Source organism: Pedococcus soli (genome assembly GCF_054782575.1).
The window spans coordinates 258098-274002 of record NZ_BAAGSF010000005.1 but is presented as its reverse complement, the minus strand read 5'-3'; the positions used below and the strand labels follow the sequence as shown (position 1 = coordinate 274002).

Sequence of the window (15905 nt, the reverse complement as noted above, 5' to 3'; positions counted from 1 at the left end):
CCTCCGTGGCACCGACCGGGCGGGCCCGCTCAGGCCCGCAGCACCTTCGCCATCGCCTTGCCCTTGGCGAGCTCGTCGACCAGCTTGTCGAGGTAACGGATCTTCTGCATGAGCGGGTCCTCGACGTCCTCCACCCGGATGCCGCACACCGTCCCCGTGATCAGGGACGCGTTCGGGTTGAGCTCGGCCTGGCCGAAGAAGTCCTCGAAGGTCGTGCCCCCGGCCAGGTGCTGGTCCAGCTCCGACTCGTCGAACCCCGTCAGCCACGTGATGACCTCGTCCAGCTCGGCCTTGGTACGGCCCTTGCGCTCGACCTTGGCCACGTAGCCCGGGTAGACGGACGCGACGCTGACGGTGAAGATCCTGCTCACGTCGCGAGGATATCCCTAGCCGCGGCTGCCCACGGCGAGCGCGAGGGCCTGCGGGTAGTCGACTCCCCCGCCCTCGTCCAGCCGGGTCACGTCGTACACCCGGCCGGTCTGCACGTTCCACGCGAGGACCCAGGAACCGTCGTACCCGGTGGACCGGAACAGCACGGTCGAGGCGTCGGCCCACGCGAGGACCGTGCAGCACCCCTTGAACCGCCCGGTCCTGCCGTCAGGAGACTCCGGAGCGAGCAGCACGCGGCCCGAGTGCGCCTCGAAGTCGACGGCCAGCAGCCCCTGGTAGATCGGCCCGTTGCCGCGGACGATCACCGGCGACGTGACGTCCTGGTCGAAGTAGGCCCCGCTCGCCGACCACTGACCGGCAGAGACCGTCTCGCCCGCAAGGTCCGTGACCGGGACGCCCAGACCGGAGTTGATCGGGACGGGCACGTCAGCCGCGACAGCCGGCGGTGCGCCACCACCGCTGGCAGCCCCTTGCTGACCGAGGTCGAGGGTCCACGCCCGACTGGCGGAGCGAGCCACGACCTCGAGGCCATCTCCCCACCCGGCAACCTCGAGGTCGGAGGCCGGCACGGCATACCGCTGGGTCCTGCCGGTCCGCAGGTCGAGCCGCACGACAGCACCGGGTTGGGCGAACACGACCCATCGCCCGTCGGCGCTGACCGCCTTGGGCCCCAGGGGAACTCCCTCGTTGCCGTCGGCGTCGCGCGTCGGCAGCAGGTCGAGCGAGTCGACCACGACCTGCGTGCGGCCCTTGGGCACGAGCACCGCCCGGTAGTGGGCGCCGGCACGTCGCAGGTAGACCGCGACGACGTCGGTCGGCGGCACCTTCGAGGACGACAGCTTCATGGCGGGCCCGGTCGGGTCGATCTGCGAGGGCAGCCCCGCGTCGTAGTCGGGCAGCTGGTCCTCGTCCCCCTCCAGCGGCATCGACGCGTACAGCGTGCCGTCCGAGAGCCGCTTCACCGGAGCGGTGACCGTCGTCGTCGGTGCCGGAGAAGGCGTGCCCCCTCCGCGCTCGGCCCCCTGTGCCACGGCGACCACCACTCCCACCGCCGCGAAGCTGGCCACGGCGCCGAGCACCCGCCGACGACGTGTGCGCCGTCGGGTCAGGGCAAGGGCCCAGGCGCGGTCGGCCACGTCCACCTCGACCACCTGTTGAGCGGCCACGTCGAACAGGTCCACGAGGTCGCCACCACCGAACACCTGCTGCGCCACGCGTTCGGCCGTCGCCTGCGTGTCGGCCACGACGCGGGCTCGCGACTCGCCCATCACCTCGGCGACGTCCTGGTCGCTGCGCTCGTCGAAGTACCGCAGCACGAGCAGCGCCCGCTGCCGGGGCGAGAGGGCGTCGAGGGCACTGCGGACGTCCGGGGTCCTCGTGCCGTCCCCCTCGAACGCGTCGCCCACCTCATCGGCCAGCGACCGTGTCTGCGGATCGCGCCGAGCACGCTTCAGAGCGGCGACGGCCCTGCGGTACACGTGCTGCCGCACCACGGTGTCCGGGTACTCGCGCACCGCTCCCCAGCGTGCAGCGACGTCAGCGAGGCCCTCCTCGAGGACCTCCACCGCCTGTCGCGTGTCACCACAGACGAGGTATGCCGCCCGCAGCAGCCGGTGCTGGCGCGCACGGACGTAGCGGGCGAAGTCCGCATCCACCTCGTGCTGCATGCCACCTCCCTCGCTGGCCCCGGCGCGCCGTACGCGACGCTCTGCCCATCAAACAGCACTCTGCCCACTACGCATCGTGGGCAGGGTGAAGTGGGACAGGCAGAGTGGGCGAGCCGGAGGTCGCCAGCCGAGCGTCAGCAGCCGAGCAGGCGCGCCCCGAGGTAGGACTCGACCTGGTCGAGGGCCACGCGCTCCTGAGCCATGGTGTCGCGCTCACGGATCGTCACCGCGTGGTCGTCGAGGGTGTCGAAGTCCACGGTGATGCAGAACGGCGTGCCGATCTCGTCCTGGCGGCGGTACCGGCGGCCGATGGCGCCGGCGTCGTCGAAGTCGATGTTCCAGTGCTGGCGCAGCGTGGCCGCGAGGTCGCGGGCCTTGGGCGACAGGTCGGCGTTGCGTGACAGCGGGAGCACGGCGGCCTTGACCGGGGCGAGGCGCTTGTCGAGCTTGAGGACGACGCGCTTGTCGACCCCACCCTTGGTGTTGGGGGCCTCGTCCTCGGTGTAGGCGTCGACGAGGAAGGTCATCAGCGAGCGCGACAGTCCGGCCGCCGGCTCGATGACGTAGGGCGTGTACTTCTCACCGCTGGCCTGGTCGAAGTAGACGAGGTCGGTGCCCGAGTGCTCGCTGTGCGTCTTGAGGTCGAAGTCGGTGCGGTTGGCGATGCCCTCGAGCTCGCCCCACTCGCTGCCGGCGAAGTTGAAGCGGTACTCGATGTCGACGGTGCGCTTGGAGTAGTGGCTCAGCTTCTCCTGGGCGTGCTCGAAGTGGCGCAGGTTGTCGGGGTTGATGCCGAGGTCGGTGTACCACTTGGTGCGCTCGTCGATCCAGTACTGGTGCCAGGTCTCGTCCTCACCCGGCTGGACGAAGAACTCCATCTCCATCTGCTCGAACTCGCGGGTCCGGAAGATGAAGTTGCCCGGCGTGATCTCGTTGCGGAAGCTCTTGCCGGTCTGGGCGATGCCGAACGGCGGCTTCTTGCGCGCCGACTGCATGACGTTGAGGAAGTTGAGGAAGATGCCCTGCGCCGTCTCGGGCCGCAGGTAGTGCAGGCCGGACTCGTCCTCCACCACGCCGAGGTAGGTCTTGAGCAGGCCGGAGAACTGGCGCGGCTCGGTCCACTGGCCGCGGGTGCCGCAGTTGGCGCAGGCGATCTCCGACAGCGGGACGTCGTCCGGGTTGTCGAGCTTCTTCTTCTCGGCGACGGCCTCCTGGAGGTGGTCGGCGCGGAAGCGCTTGTGGCAGGACAGGCACTCGACCAGCGGGTCGGAGAACGTCGCCACGTGGCCGGAGGCCTCCCACGTCTGGCGCGGCAGGATCACCGAGGAGTCGAGGCCGACGACGTCGTCACGGCTGGTGACGGTGCTCTTCCACCACTGCCGCTTGATGTTCTCCTTGAGCTCGACACCGAGGGGGCCGTAGTCCCAGGCCGACCTCGTCCCGCCGTAGATCTCGCCGCAGGGGAACACGAACCCCCGGCGCTTGCAGAGGGAGACAACGGTGTCGACGGTGGAGGGCGCAGCCATGCGCGCAAGGTTACTGTGCCCTTCCCCGCCACCGGAGGGGGTATGCCGCGCGGCCGCCGCACCGGTGTTCGCCGGCCACCATCTAGGGTTTCCTGCGTGCCTTCCCTGCGTGAGTCGATCCAGCGAGCCAGCCTTCCCGCCGTCGAGCGGTTGAACGCCCTCCCCCGCTTCGTGCCCTTCGTGGCGATCCTCGCCCTGATGCTCGCCGGGCTCTTCGTGCCCGGCTGGGGCTGGGTCCTGCTGCTGCTGGTCGTCCTGTTCCTGCTCTGGACGCTGTACCTCGCCTGGCCGGCGATGGACTCCACGCAGCGCTTGATGCGCATCACCATCGTGCTGATCGCTGCGGCCATCACCGTGACGCAGGCATTCCCCCGCACCTGACTTCCCCCCGACCACTGCCACCTCGGTGAGGTTTTTGACAATGGTTCTCATTTCAGATGAGAATGGTTGTCATGAAGTCCCGACACCTCGGTTGGCCCGCCGCCGCAATCGCCATCGCCATGGTCTCCGCCTGCGGGGCGACCGGGGGGTCGGGCTCCACCGACGGCACGGTGACCGTCGCAGCCGCCTTCTACCCCCTGGAGTACGCCGTCTCGCAGATCGGCGGCGACCACGTCGACGTCCAGGCGCTGACCAAGCCGGGGGCCGAGCCACACGACCTCGAGCTCAACCCCAAGCAGGTCGGTGAGGTCGCCCAGGCCGACCTCGTCGTCTACGAGAAGGGCTTCCAGCCCGCCGTCGACGACGCGGTGAAGAGCGAGGCGAAGGGCACCGGCTTCGACGTCTCCCCCGCCGCTCGGCTCGACCTCGCTGCTACCGAGGAGGGTCACGACCACGCCGGCGAGACGGAGCAGCAGCACTCCGACCACGCCACCGGCGCGAAGGACCCCCACTTCTGGCTCGACCCGATGCGCTACGCCGACGTCGGCGACGCGATCGCTGCCGAGCTGGGCCGACGGGACCCGGCCAACGCCGCGGCATACACGGCGAACGCGACGGCGTTCCGCGCGCAGCTGACCACGCTCGACGGGGAGTTCCGCACCGGGCTGCGGTCCTGCAGGATCAAGGACCTGGTCACCTCGCACGCCGCGTTCGGCTACCTCTCGAAGGCGTACGGGCTCACCCAGGAGAGCATCACCGGCCTGACGCCCGACAGCGAGCCGAGCCCCGCCGCCCTCGCCGACCTCACCCGGCACATCCGCGAGAGCGGTGCGACGACCGTGTATGCCGAGACGCTCGTGAGCGAGGACGTGGCCAGGACCCTCGCCCGCGAGACCGGTGCCACACTGGCCGTGCTCGATCCCATCGAGGGCATCACCACGAAGTCGGCGGCCCAGGACTACCCCGGCGTCATGCGCGCGAACCTGGCCACCCTCAAGGCAGGACAGGAGTGTTCGTGACCGACGACCCGATCATCGAGCTCCGGCGCGCCTCGTTCGGCTACGCCGACCAGACCATCGTCCAGGCCGCCGACCTCGCCGTGCACGCCGGTGAGGTGGTGGCCGTGCTCGGCCCGAACGGTTCGGGCAAGTCCACGCTCGTCCGCGGCCTGCTCGGGCTCAACGACCAGCTCGGCGGCGAGGTGCGCCTCTTCGGCCAGCCGCGGGACTCGTTCCACGACCACGCCCGACTGGGGTACGTCCCGCAACGCCACACGCTGTCGGCGTCCGTGCGCGCCACCGTCGAGGAGATCGTCGCGGTCGGCCGCCTGTCGCACCACCGGTGGTGGCGACCGGTCGTGCGCAGCGCGCAGGACATCGCCATCCTCGACAAGGCGCTCGACGTCGTCGGGCTGTCCGACCGCGCGACCGCCGACGTCTCGACCCTCTCCGGCGGGCAGCAGCGGCGAGTGCTCATCGCGCGCGCCCTGGCGTCCGACCCCGACGTACTCCTCATGGACGAGCCGACCGCCGGCGTCGACGCCGCGAACCAGCACGTCCTGTCGACGGTGCTGGCCCGGCTGGCGGACCGCGGCACGACGATGGTCATCGTCACCCACGAGCTCGCCGCCCTGGCCGGCATCGTGACCCGCATCGTCCTGGTGCAGGGCGGTCGCATCGCCTTCGACGGGACGCCGGAGCAGTTCGCCGCTCACGGAAGCGGTTTCGCGCACGACCACGACCACCATCACCACGACGACGAGGTCGACCCGTCGGCGCCGCACCTCCCTGGGGCACCGTCCGCCGGACCCCTCGACCCCCGGCAAGGAGCGCGTCGATGAGCGAGATCCTCGCCCTGGACTTCATGCGGCAGGCCCTGGTGGCCGCCCTCCTGGTCGGCATCGCCGCCCCCCTCGTCGGGGTCTTCCTCGTGCAGCGGCGGCTGTCCCTCATCGGTGACGGCATGGGCCACGTCGCGCTCGCCGGTGTCGCCGTCGGGCTCCTCACCGGCCAAGCCCCCGTCCTCACCGCCCTGCTCTTCGCCGTCGCCGCGGCCATCGCGATCGAGGTGATCCGGGGCCGAGGGCGCACGAGCGGCGACATCGCGCTGGCCGTGATGTTCTACGGAGGCATCGCCGCCGGCGTCGTGATCATCGCGAAGTCGCCCAGCAGCAGCCCCGCCAACCTCACGGCATACCTCTTCGGGGCGATCACCACGGCGGACCAGAACGACCTCTGGGTGTTCGCCGGGCTCGCCGCGGTCGTCCTGTTCACCACGTGGCTGCTGCGGCCCTGGCTGTTCGCGGTCGCCAACGACGAGGAGTACGCGCGGGCCAGCGGCCTGCCCGTCACGGCCCTCAACATCGCCCTGGCCATCCTCACCGCGGTCACCGTCGTGGTGTCGATGCGGGTCGTCGGGCTGCTGCTCATCAGCGCCCTAATGATCATCCCCAACGCCACGGCCCAGCTGCTCGGACGCAGCTTCCGCGCCTCGGTCCGCTGGGCGGTCCTGGTCGGCGTGCTCTCCAGCGTCGGGGGTGTCATCGCCTCGTACTACGCGGAGACCCCGTCAGGCGGGACGATCGTGCTGCTCGCGATCGGCGCGTTCGTCGTGGTGGCCACGGTCAGCGCGCTCGGCTCCAGGGCCCGTGCCGCGCGGCACCGGTTGGCCGAACGCCACGACCACGAGCACGGTCCGGGTTGCGGACACGCGGCGGTGGCTCACGACGACCACGTCGACTACGTCCATGACGGGCACCGTCACGCGCCGCACGAGGGCCACTACGACGAGCACGCCCCCGACGCACACGGCCACCACGACGGCCACGACGGCCAGGGCCACGGCGACCTCGCACCGAAGGAGACGGCACCGCGATGACCGGAGTCCAGGAACGCCCGACCGCACTCACCGAGCCCGGCGAAGGCGCCCGTCGCCCCACCCGCCAGCGCGCGGCCGTGGCCGCGGTGCTCGCCGACACCGGCGAGTTCCGGTCGGCCCAGGAGCTGCACGCGCTGCTGCGCGAGGCCGGCGACAAGGTCGGGCTCGCCACGGTCTACCGGAACCTCCAGGCCATGGCCGCCGACGGCGAGATCGACATGCTGCGCACCGACGAGGGCGAGGCCGTCTACCGCGCCTGCTCGACCGGGCACCACCACCACCTCGTGTGCCGGGTGTGCGGACGCACGGTCGAGGTCGAGGGCCCGACGGTGGAGGCATGGGCGACGAAGGTCAGCTCCCAGCACGGCTTCACCGACGTCCACCACACGCTGGAGATCTTCGGCACCTGCGCCGACTGCTCGCGCTGATCCGACAACCGTCCACTGCGACGGCGGGTTCGGTGCCTGCTGACGGCTAGCTGCTGGGGACGTCGACGGCGCCCCCGTACCGGCGGTCACGCTCGGCGTACGTCTGGATCGCGGCCCAGAGGTGGCGCCGGTCGTAGTCCGGCCACAGCGTGTCCTGGAAGACCATCTCGGCGTACGCGCTCTGCCAGAGCAGGAAGTTGCTCGTCCGCTGCTCCCCCGAGCTCCGCACGAACAGGTCGACGTCCGGCATGTCCGGCTCGGGCAGGTGGCGCGCGATGGTCTTCTCGTCGATCGACCCCGGCCTGAGCTTGCCCCGCTGGACCTGCTCGGCGATCTTCTGCACGGCGTCGGCGATCTCCGCGCGACCGCCGTAGTTGACGCAGAAGTACAGGGTCAGCCCCGTGTTGTCCTTGGTCAGCTCCTGCGCGGTCTCGAGCTCCTTGATGACCGAGCCCCACAGGCGCGGACGTCGGCCGACCCAGCGCATCCGAACGCCCCACTCGTGCAGCTGGTCACGGCGACGACGGATGACGTCGCGGTTGAACCCCATGAGGAAGCGCACCTCGTCCGGGCTGCGCTTCCAGTTCTCCGTCGAGAACGCGTAGGCCGACAGGTGGGTCACACCGATGTCGATGGCCCCTGCGACGACGTCGAGCAGCGCCGCCTCACCGGCTTCGTGGCCCTTGGTGCGGGCCAGCCCGCGCTGGTTGGCCCAGCGGCCGTTGCCGTCCATGACCACGGCCACGTGGTTGGGCACGAGTTCCCTTGGCAGAGATGGCGGTTGGGCTCCGCTGGGGTGGGCAAACGGCTTCGCGTATGACGCGCTCACGCCTGGGCCGCCCGGGCTGCGGCGTGCGCCTGCTCGACCTTCGTCACGGCCGCGAATGCGTCAGCGAAGCGCTCGTCGACCGGTTCGGTCGCCGTCAGCGGGACTGCTGACCACGTGACGCGGGAGCTGGACGGGTTCAGGGCGTCGGGGTCTCGTCGGTCCACGAGGCGCAACGATCGCACACCCCGCTCAAGGTGCCACTGGAGGAACGCGCTCGCCAGCGTGCTGCCCTCCCGGCGGTGCCGTCCGCTCGACGCGTCGGCGATCGACCAGTCGCCGGCGAGCAGCGCCGCGAGGAGGGACAGGGTCTCCGGAGCCGGCGCGGCGGAGCCGGGCGGGCGGCACACCGAGCACACGGTGCCTCCAGAGGCCAGGTTGAACGCGCGGTGCGGACCCTCCGCGCCGCACCGTGCGCAGTCGTGGAAGCTCGGCGCCCAGCCGGCGACGGCGAGCGCGCGCAAGAGGTAGGCGTCCAGGACGAGGCCCGGGTCGTGGACCCCTTCGGCCATCGAGCGGAGCGCGCCCTGGAGGAGGAGGTACTGCTGGAGGTTGGGCTCACGCTCCTCGGTGAGCCGGTCGGCGGTCTCGAGCATCGCGGCCGCCGCGGTGTAGGTCGTGTAGTCGCGGGCGAGCACGTCCCCCCAGGAGGCGAGGGACTCGGCCTGGGTCACGGTGTCGAGGTTGCGGCCCTCGTAGCACTGGACGTCCACCATCATCGCCGGCTCGAGCCGCGCCCCGAAGCGGCTCTTGGTGCGACGGACCCCCTTGCCCACCACGCGCACCTTGCCCAGCCCGCGGGTCAGGAGGGTGACGATGCGATCGGCCTCGCCCAGCTTCTGGGTGCGCAGGACGATGCCTTCGTCGCGGTACAGGGGCATGGCGCCATTGTCTCCCACGGGCGGCAGGACGCAGGGAGGCGGTGCCGTGCTCACCGCGTCCACTACTCTCCGGGCCCATGACGGACTGGCGACGGGACCGCGTGGGCGCCGCCCTGCGCGACGAGAACCCCACGGTACTGAGGCGGTTGGCAGCCGGCTTCGCGGTGATGGGGGACGTGCAGTTCCTGCCCGGTTACTGCGTGCTCCTCACCGACACCCCCGGGGTCGACCGGCTCACCGACCTCCCGCGTGCGCGCCGCCTCGACTTCCTGGCCGACATGGAGCTGCTCGGTGAGGCGGTCCAGGGCGTGTGCGCCGACCGCGACCCGGCGTTCCGCAGGATCAACCTCGAGATCCAGGGCAACCACGACGCGTTCCTGCACGCCCACGTGTGGCCGCGGTACGAGTGGGAGGGGCCGGACCACACCTGGCGACCGGTCGCCCTGCACCCGATCGAGCGGTGGCGGGCACCGGAGCCGGAGACCGTCCTGGGCCCCCAGCACGACGACCTGCGCGCCGCCCTCCTGTGCGAGCTGGACCGGCTGACCGCGGAGCGGGAGAAGTCGCTCGCGACCTGATGTCGAGAACGGTGGGTCGGCTTCGTTCCCGGTGTGCGAGGGGCCGCACCGGCCCCCGCCACCCGGGACGAAGGAGCGACACCATGCAGATCGACGAGATCACCCGGATCCTGGACCTCCCCACGAGCCGTGAGCTGCTGCAGCGCGACCTGCTGCGCCTGGCCTATGTCGCCAAGGACGGCACTCCGCGCAGCATCCCGATCGCCTTCACCTGGAACGGCTGCGAGATCGTCCTGTGCACCACGAGGAACGCACCGAAGCTCCATGCCCTGCGGCACAACCCCGTGGTCGCCCTGACGATCGACACCGAGGTCCACCCGCCGAAGATCCTGCTCCTGCGCGGCCGGGTCGAGCTCGACGACGTCGACGGCATCCCCGAGGAGTACCTGCAGATGAACGGCAGCTACGAGATGACCGCGGAGCAGCGGGTGGAGTGGGAGGCGGAGGTGCGGTCGCTCTACGACGGCATGGTGCGCATCGTCGTCACGCCGACGTGGGCGAAGCTCATCGACTTCGAGACCACACTCCCCTCCGCGGTCGAGGAGCTCGTCCAGCGCAAGGCCGAACGCCAGCGCGCCTGACCACGAAGCATCCCGCCGCCGACAACACTAGAACATGTGTTCGAATCCGGGTTATGCTCGGCGCATGGCCATGGCACTCCAAGGGTCCCTCCTCGACACCGCCGACGAGATCGAGCTGCACGGACTCGACTCACGCCTGACGCGCACGCAGCTCAGCCGCGGCGCCTGGGTGGACTACCGCCCCGGCTGGCTCGGGGGCGCCGAACAGCTCTTCGACGCGCTGCACCACGACGTCCCCTGGTACGCCGAGAAGCGCGAGATGTACGAGCGCGTCGTCGATGTCCCGCGCCTGCTCAAGTTCTACTCCGAGGGCGAGGGCCTCCCCCACCCCGTGCTCACCGACGCCCGTGAGCAGCTCAGCGACTGGTATGCCGCGGAGCTGGGTGAGCGCTTCGTCAGCGCCGGCATGTGCCTCTACCGGGACGGACGCGACTCGGTCGCGTGGCACGGCGACCGGATCGGCCGGTCCAAGGAGCACGACACGATGGTGGCCATCCTGTCGATCGGCTCGGCCAGGTCCCTCATGCTGCGACCCCGCGGCGGCGGCGAGTCCATCGGGTTCTCCCTCGGCCACGGCGACCTCGTGGTCATGGGCGGATCCTGCCAACGGACCTGGGACCACTGCATCCCCAAGACGAGCCACGCCGTCGGTCCACGCATCTCGATCCAGTTCCGCCCCCGCGGCGTCCGCTGACCTCGGCGAAAAGCCGCACACCGACCTGCGACCTGGTCCACACTGACTCGGATCCGACCCCCGTCCGAGCAGGAGTGATGAGCAGAGCACGCGACGTCCTCCTGGCGCTGGTCGTGGTCGCGGCGCTGGCGTTCCTCGCTCCCGGCGTCCTGGCTCGCATCGACACCGACCTGAGGGATGCGGTCGGTGGGGTGCGTCAGGCGTCAGGGGCCGGAGCGACCTCCGAGGGCTGGTCACAGGTGCAGAGCGCCTACGAGCTCTCGGGTCCGCTCAGCCGTGAGGGCCTGGGGTACCTGCTCGCGGCCGGGCTGCGGGGCGGCCACCCGTGCCTCCTGGAGATGACGCCGGGCACGAGCCTCCAGTGCAGGACGATGCTCGACACGAACGCACCGGTCACGGCTCTTGCCGGCCACGGTGAGTGGATGCTCGCGGCGACAGGGGCCGCGGGGAACGCACCCCGCACCTGGACCGCGGACACCGCATACGTCCGGGCTCCCGACGCCGATGCTGCCGAAGGGCGGCACGTGCCGGCGAATGGTTCGCTCCCGGCGGACGCACGGATCACGGCGGCGGCCATCGACGACGACTCCTACTTCCCCGTCGTGGCTGGAACCGTCCCGGCCGGCGCCACGCAGCGGCTGCAGGTCTGGTCGGTGACCGACACGGTGCAGGGCATCGCTGCTCCCGGTGGAGCGCTGTGCTGCGAGGTGCGACCGGGCAGCGCCGTGGTGGCCGCCGGCACCGACCCGGACATCCTCGTCGCCGCGGAGGTGCGCGGCGCCTCCAGCACCGAGCCCTTCACCGTCCACGCGTGGTGGGGGTCCTCGGACGACTCGGCGCCCGAGGGGAGCTGGGAGTGGCAGGACGTTCCCCTCCCGACGGCGATGGAGCGCGTCAGCGACGCCCAGGGCCAGACCCTCGACCACTGGCTGGCCGGGAGCACCCACGGTCGAGCGGTGGTCATCACCACCAGGTCGACGAGCCGAGGCCTCGTCTCGGTCCCGCTACCGGTCGCCGAGCTGGATCCAGAGCGGCCCACGGTCCTGCTCGCCCGGACCTCGTTCCTCGACGACGGCCTCGTCCTGGCCGTGCAGACCGCCGACGGACCACAGGTCTGGATCAGGCCCGACAGTGGGACCTGGAGCTCGGCGCCGTTGCCGGCAGGCACCATCCTCGACGCCGAGACGGTCGAGGACACCACCTACGTGACCATCCGTGGGGAGGACGGCATCCGCCTGTGGAGCAAACGGCTGCTCCCCGCAGCGCGCTGAGGTCCGACCCGACGGCGGCCCCACGGCGTCCGCTGACGCAACGACGTGCAGTGGCGCCGTTCACCGCGGGCGTCCGGTAGGAGCTCCCGGCGGCGGGCCGCCACTGCACGTCGTGGTGGTCAGTCCTGGTCGCGCAGGGCCCGGTTGACCGCGGACAGCACGGCGGTGAGTGACGCCTTGACGATCGAGCTGTGCAGCCCGACGCCCCACAGGACCCGGTCCCCGACGGCGCACTCGACGTAGGCGGCCGCCCGGGCGTCCCCACCCGAGGACAGCGCGTGCTCGGCGTAGTCGAGGACGCGGACGTCCACGCCGACGGTCGACAGGGCGTCGATGAACGCGGCGATCGGGCCGTTGCCGGTGCCCTCGATGGAGACCTCGACACCGTTGTCCAGCATCGTCGCGACGATGCGGTCGGCACCCCCGGCTTGGCTCTCGAGCGCGTGGCTGATCGGCGTGAACCGCCCCCAGGCGTTGGCCTCGCCGTCGACCGCGGGCAGGTACTCGTCCTGGAAGACGCTCCACAGCTCGGCCGGGCTGACCTCGCCGCCCTCGCTGTCGGTCTTGGCCTGGACGACACCGCTGAACTCGATCTGCAGGCGACGCGGGAGGTCGAGCTGGTGCTCGGCCTTGAGGATGTAGGCGACCCCGCCCTTGCCGGACTGGCTGTTGACGCGGACCACGGCCTCGTAGGACCGGCCGACGTCGTGCGGGTCGATGGGCAGGTAGGGCACACCCCACACCAGCTCGTTGATCGACTTGCCGGAGGAGGCCACCTGGCGCTCCATGTCCTCGAAGCCCTTCTTGATCGCGTCCTGGTGCGAGCCGGAGAACGCCGTGAAGACGAGGTCACCGCCCCACGGGTGGCGCTCGGCGACGGGCAGCTGGTTGCAGTGCTCGACGGTGCGGCGGATCTCGTCGAGGTCGGAGAAGTCGATCTGCGGGTCGATGCCCTGGCTGAACAGGTTCATGCCGAGGGTGACCAGGTCGACGTTGCCGGTGCGCTCACCGTTGCCGAACAAGCACCCCTCGATGCGGTCGGCTCCCGCGAGGTAGCCCAGCTCGGCGGCCGCGACACCCGTGCCACGGTCGTTGTGCGGGTGGAGGCTGACGACGATGGAGTCGCGCCGCTCGAGGTGGCGGATCATCCACTCGATCGAGTCGGCGTAGACGTTGGGCGTCGCCATCTCCACGGTCGCGGGCAGGTTGATGATCATCTTGTGGTCCGGCGTCGGGTCGATGACGTCGGCGACCTCGTTGCAGATGCGGACCGCGAACTCCAGCTCGGTGCCGGTGTAGGACTCTGGGCTGTACTCGTAGTAGACGACCGTGTCCGGGATGGTTTCCTCGAGCTTGCGGCACAGGCGGGCGGCCTGCAGCGCGATGTCGACGATGCCGTCCTGGTCCAGCCCGAACACGACGCGACGCTGGAGCACCGAGGTCGAGTTGTAGAAGTGGACGATGGCCTGCTTGGCACCACGGATCGAGTCGAACGTCCGCTCGATGAGGTGGTCGCGGCACTGCGTCAGCACCTGGATCGTCACGTCGTCGGGGATCATGTCGTCCTCGATGAGCATGCGCACGAAGTCGAAGTCGGTCTGGCTCGCCGAGGGGAACCCGACCTCGATCTCCTTGTAGCCCATCCGCACCAGCAGCTCGAACATCCGCTTCTTGCGGTCCGGGCTCATCGGGTCGATGAGCGCTTGGTTGCCGTCGCGGAGGTCGACCGCGCACCAGCGGGGTGCGGACTCGAGCACCTTGGTCGGCCAGGTGCGGTCAGGCAGGTCGACCGCGATCTGCTCCTGGAAGGGCAGGTACTTCGCTACCGGCATGCCTGACGGCTGCTGGGGATGAATCATGTTCTCTCGCCTATCGATTCGTTGCTGGATGGTTCCGACAGAACCTCAGCCTGGGCAACGCTACTCCGCGACGAGGGGCGGCTGATCGATCAGGCCCCGCCGCGGCGGCGAAGAAGGAGGCGCGAGAGACGCACGTGTTGAGGGTATGCCGCCCGCGCGGCATACGTCCATCGTCACGTGGGCACGGCCCACGATCCGGACGCCTCACGCGCCGGCCCACCCCTCCTCGAAGATGCCGGAGTACGCGTTGAGGGCGGGCTGCCCGCCGAGGTGGGCGTAGAGGACCGTGGAGTCCCGAGGGATCTCACCCGAGGTGACGAGGTCGACGAGCCCTGCCATGGACTTCCCCTCGTAGACCGGGTCGATGATCATGCCCTCGAGGCTCCCGCTGAGCCGGATGGCGTCGATCGTCGACTGGACGGGGATGCCGTAGAGGTCCCCGGCCCACCCCTCGAGGACGCTGACCTCGTCCTCGCGCAGCTCACGCCCGAGGCCGATGAGGTCCGCAGTGTGCTGGGCGATGCGACGCACCTGACCACGCGTCTTGTCGATCGTCGCCGAGGCGTCGATGCCGAGGACGCGTCGCGGCCGACCTCCCGCGTCCTCGATCGCGGCGAACCCGGCGATCATGCCGGCGTGCGTCGAACCGGTGACGGTGCAGACGACGATCGTGTCGAAGAAGACGCCGAGCGCCTCCTCCTGCTCGGCGACCTCGTAGGCCCAGTTCGCGAAACCCAGTCCGCCGAGGCGGTGCTCACTGGCCCCGGCCGGGATGCCGTAGGGCGTCCCGCCGGACTCCTCGACCTCGCGCAGTGCGTCCTCCCACGAGGAGCGGATGCCGATGTCGAAACCGTGCGGGTCGAGCCGGGAGTCGGCACCCATGATGCGCGACAGCAGGAGGTTGCCCACCTTGTCGTTGACCGGGTCGTCCCAGTCCACCCACTTCTCCTGCACCAGCCGGCACTTGAGCCCGAGGTGCGCGGCGACGGCCGCGACCTGCCGGGTGTGGTTCGACTGGTAGCCGCCGATCGAGACGAGCGTGTCGGCGCCCGACGCGAGGACGTCGGGGACGATGTACTCCAGCTTGCGGGTCTTGTTGCCACCGAAGGCGAGACCGCTGTTGACGTCCTCCCGCTTGGCCCACACCTGCGCCCCACCGAGGTGCTCGGTCAGGCGGGCCAGCCGGTGGACCGGGCTCGGGCCGAAGGTCAGAGGGTGGCGTGGGAAGTCATGGATGGACACGGTCAATCTCCTTGTTCTGCAACGGTTGCAGCATCGTGGGCCAGGGAGTCCAGCAGCGGCTCGAGGGTCTGCCAGGTCTCGAAGGACACCCGCGCGGCTGCGTCGACATCGCCCTGCTCACAGAGGTCGACGAGGCGCGCGTGCAGCACGACCGAGCCCCGACCCGCCAGGGAGGCGAACCGGAGCCGCTCGACGCGCCGCAGCACGGGTGTGTACTGCTCGAGGACGGCGGACACCGCCGCGTTGCCCGCAGCCGCGACCGGTATGCCGTGCAGCTCGTCGTCCGCCTCGAGCGCCGCGTCCGCGTCCCCGGCCTCGAGTGCGGTGGCGAAGCGGAGGTTGGCCCGACGCATGCGCTCGACGTCCGAGCTCGTCAGCTGGGGCACGGCCTCGCGCACGGCGAGCTCGTGCATGGCAGCCACCACCGCCTGGGCATCGCGGACGGCTCGGGCGTCGAGGGACGCGACCCGGGTCGAGCGGCCGGGGAGCGCGCGCACCAGACCGGCCTGCTGGAGCCGGAGCAGAGCCTCCCGCACCGGGGTCCGGCTCACCCCGAGCCACGCCGCGAGCTCCTGGTCGCGCAGCTGCTCGCCCGGCTGGAGCGTGCCGTCGACGATGGAGTCCCTCAGGCGGAGGTAGACGTCGTCACGCAGCAGCGCCCGCGGCGCGATCGAGGACTCGGGGACAGGCACGCGATATATTGC

Annotated in this window: 17 protein-coding genes; 9 read left to right on the top strand and 8 right to left on the bottom strand. The window is 70.6% G+C overall.

The features are described from left to right. Positions 1-29: 29 nt before the first annotated feature. The 3 genes from ACYVKF_RS14405 to ACYVKF_RS14395 form a co-directional block, all read right to left on the bottom strand. Entirely contained in the window at positions 30-371 is a 342-nt protein-coding gene (locus ACYVKF_RS14405; protein WP_460967296.1) for a DUF2200 domain-containing protein, read from the bottom strand. A gap of 15 nt (positions 372-386) precedes the next feature. Continuing rightward, on the bottom strand, positions 387-2057 hold the full coding sequence (locus tag ACYVKF_RS14400) for a sigma factor-like helix-turn-helix DNA-binding protein (protein ID WP_460967294.1): 1671 nt from the start codon (positions 2055-2057) through the stop codon (positions 387-389). Positions 2058-2191: 134 nt separating this feature from the next. Next, the gene (locus tag ACYVKF_RS14395; RefSeq protein WP_056917640.1) at positions 2192-3583 is read right to left on the bottom strand and encodes a glycine--tRNA ligase; all 1392 of its coding nucleotides are present in this window, start codon (positions 3581-3583) and stop codon (positions 2192-2194) included. Positions 3584-3679: 96 nt separating this feature from the next. Here ACYVKF_RS14395 and ACYVKF_RS14390 point away from each other — a divergent pair, with 96 nt between their 5' ends. From ACYVKF_RS14390 to ACYVKF_RS14370, 5 genes are all read left to right on the top strand, one after another. Then, positions 3680-3964 carry a DUF6703 family protein gene (locus tag ACYVKF_RS14390; protein WP_056917641.1) on the top strand — a complete coding sequence of 95 codons (285 nt, stop codon included), beginning with the start codon at positions 3680-3682 and terminating at the stop codon, positions 3962-3964. Between the two features lie 71 nt (positions 3965-4035). Beyond that, a complete protein-coding gene (locus ACYVKF_RS14385) occupies positions 4036-4983 on the top strand; it encodes a metal ABC transporter substrate-binding protein (RefSeq protein ID WP_460967291.1) in 948 nt (315 codons plus the stop codon). Then, a complete protein-coding gene (locus ACYVKF_RS14380; protein ID WP_460967289.1) occupies positions 4980-5804 on the top strand; it encodes a metal ABC transporter ATP-binding protein in 825 nt (274 codons plus the stop codon). The genes ACYVKF_RS14385 and ACYVKF_RS14380 overlap by 4 nt, the downstream gene beginning before the upstream one ends. Then, a complete protein-coding gene (locus ACYVKF_RS14375) occupies positions 5801-6841 on the top strand; it encodes a metal ABC transporter permease (RefSeq protein WP_460967287.1) in 1041 nt (346 codons plus the stop codon). Before ACYVKF_RS14380 ends, ACYVKF_RS14375 begins: the two co-directional genes overlap by 4 nt. Next, on the top strand, positions 6838-7269 hold the full coding sequence (locus ACYVKF_RS14370) for a Fur family transcriptional regulator (protein WP_056917645.1): 432 nt from the start codon (positions 6838-6840) through the stop codon (positions 7267-7269). Before ACYVKF_RS14375 ends, ACYVKF_RS14370 begins: the two co-directional genes overlap by 4 nt. Positions 7270-7315: 46 nt before the next feature. On the opposite strand, the gene ACYVKF_RS14365 is transcribed toward ACYVKF_RS14370, so the two are convergent. After that, on the bottom strand, positions 7316-8098 hold the full coding sequence (locus tag ACYVKF_RS14365; protein WP_056919946.1) for an isoprenyl transferase: 783 nt from the start codon (positions 8096-8098) through the stop codon (positions 7316-7318). Further along, positions 8095-8976 (bottom strand): DNA repair protein RecO, encoded by an 882-nt coding sequence (gene recO / locus ACYVKF_RS14360; protein WP_082553369.1) that lies wholly within the window; start codon positions 8974-8976, stop codon positions 8095-8097. Before recO ends, ACYVKF_RS14365 begins: the two co-directional genes overlap by 4 nt. A gap of 77 nt (positions 8977-9053) precedes the next feature. Between recO and ACYVKF_RS14355 the strand changes: the two genes are divergently transcribed. The 4 genes from ACYVKF_RS14355 (at position 9054) to ACYVKF_RS14340 (ending at position 12100) form a co-directional block, all read left to right on the top strand. Next, complete coding sequence (locus ACYVKF_RS14355; protein WP_460967284.1) at positions 9054-9554, top strand: HIT family protein; 501 nt, start codon at positions 9054-9056, stop codon at positions 9552-9554. An 83-nt stretch (positions 9555-9637) separates the two neighbouring features. Next, positions 9638-10135 (top strand): pyridoxamine 5'-phosphate oxidase family protein, encoded by a 498-nt coding sequence (locus ACYVKF_RS14350; protein ID WP_460967282.1) that lies wholly within the window; start codon positions 9638-9640, stop codon positions 10133-10135. Between the two features lie 64 nt (positions 10136-10199). Next, positions 10200-10829, top strand: a complete 630-nt coding sequence (locus ACYVKF_RS14345; protein ID WP_460967280.1) for an alpha-ketoglutarate-dependent dioxygenase AlkB — start codon at positions 10200-10202, stop codon at positions 10827-10829. Between the two features lie 77 nt (positions 10830-10906). Beyond that, positions 10907-12100, top strand: a complete 1194-nt coding sequence (locus tag ACYVKF_RS14340; protein ID WP_460967278.1) for a hypothetical protein — start codon at positions 10907-10909, stop codon at positions 12098-12100. Positions 12101-12219: 119 nt separating this feature from the next. Here ACYVKF_RS14340 and leuA read toward each other — a convergent pair whose 3' ends face one another. The 3 genes from leuA to ACYVKF_RS14325 all read right to left on the bottom strand — a co-directional run bounded on the left by leuA (position 12220) and on the right by ACYVKF_RS14325 (position 15893). After that, entirely contained in the window at positions 12220-13959 is a 1740-nt protein-coding gene (gene leuA / locus ACYVKF_RS14335; protein WP_056917650.1) for a 2-isopropylmalate synthase, read from the bottom strand. A gap of 204 nt (positions 13960-14163) precedes the next feature. Next, a complete protein-coding gene (locus ACYVKF_RS14330) occupies positions 14164-15201 on the bottom strand; it encodes a 1-aminocyclopropane-1-carboxylate deaminase (RefSeq protein ID WP_460967275.1) in 1038 nt (345 codons plus the stop codon). A 2-nt stretch (positions 15202-15203) separates the two neighbouring features. Further along, positions 15204-15893 (bottom strand): GntR family transcriptional regulator, encoded by a 690-nt coding sequence (locus ACYVKF_RS14325; protein ID WP_460967273.1) that lies wholly within the window; start codon positions 15891-15893, stop codon positions 15204-15206. Positions 15894-15905: the final 12 nt, after the last annotated feature.